The organism is Corynebacterium sp. KPL2850, from assembly GCF_040225855.1.
In the GTDB taxonomy this organism is placed as follows: domain Bacteria; phylum Actinomycetota; class Actinomycetes; order Mycobacteriales; family Mycobacteriaceae; genus Corynebacterium.
The window spans coordinates 1-884 of record NZ_JBEHFV010000075.1 but is presented as its reverse complement, the minus strand read 5'-3'; the positions used below and the strand labels follow the sequence as shown (position 1 = coordinate 884).

At 53.4% G+C, this 884-nt stretch carries 1 protein-coding gene; it reads right to left on the bottom strand.

Going from position 1 to position 884, the window contains the following annotated elements; genetic code table 11:
• Positions 1-884, bottom strand: an 884-nt coding sequence (locus ABRP93_RS11620; RefSeq protein ID WP_349888022.1) for an IS256 family transposase, incomplete at both ends; no start/stop codon positions are given.

The window sequence follows — 884 nt, the reverse complement described above, 5'->3', positions numbered from 1 at the left end:
GCCACGGCCATCTGGTTGATGGCTTGTTTCCAGCCAGAAACTCGGGCTCCTTCCATGAGTCTGCCGGCTGTTCTTGAGACTCGTTTGCCCTGCTTGGCTCTCTTTACAGCTCGTTTGTCTTCAATATTGCAGATCATCAACCACAGCGTCTTGAGCGCGGATTCATCGTTGGTGAACTGCACCCTGTTGCGAGTAGCTTTACGCAATTGGTTGTTAAACGACTCAATGGAATTCGTCGTATAGATGACCTTCCTGGCTGCTGGTGGGAACTGCAGAAACGGTACGAAACGCGCCCACGCATCACGCCAGACCTTGACTGAGCGGGGATATTTCTCACCCAGCTCGGAGGCTTCAAATTCGTCTAAAGCAACCTGTGCTGTGGGCTCGTCCGTGGCAGTGTAAATCTTTTTCAACGCGGCTGATACGCCCCGGCGATCCCCGTAGGCTACCCACCGGTTAGCGGCGCGAATCAGGTGCACGATACAGGTTTGCACCATAGAGTTCGGCCAGGTTGCCTCAACTGCCTCTGGCAGGCCTTTCAGCCCGTCACAGCAGACGATAAAGACGTCCTTGACCCCACGGTTAGAAAAGTTGGCGCATACCTGCGCCCAGAATGAAGCGCCTTCTTCCTTGGCAATCCACAATCCTAAAATGTGCTTAATACCGTCGAGATCCACGCCGATTGCCATGTACGCGGACTTGTTAACAACCCGGCCGTCGTCGCGGACTTTAATACGTAGTGCATCCAGGAAAATGACTGGGTAGAACTCGTCTAACTGGCGGTTTTGCCACACCATGACCTCATCGAGGACGGCATCAGTTACTGCAGAGATTGTTTCGTGGGAAATGTCTACCCGCATCGCAGTAGCCATATGGTGCTGGAT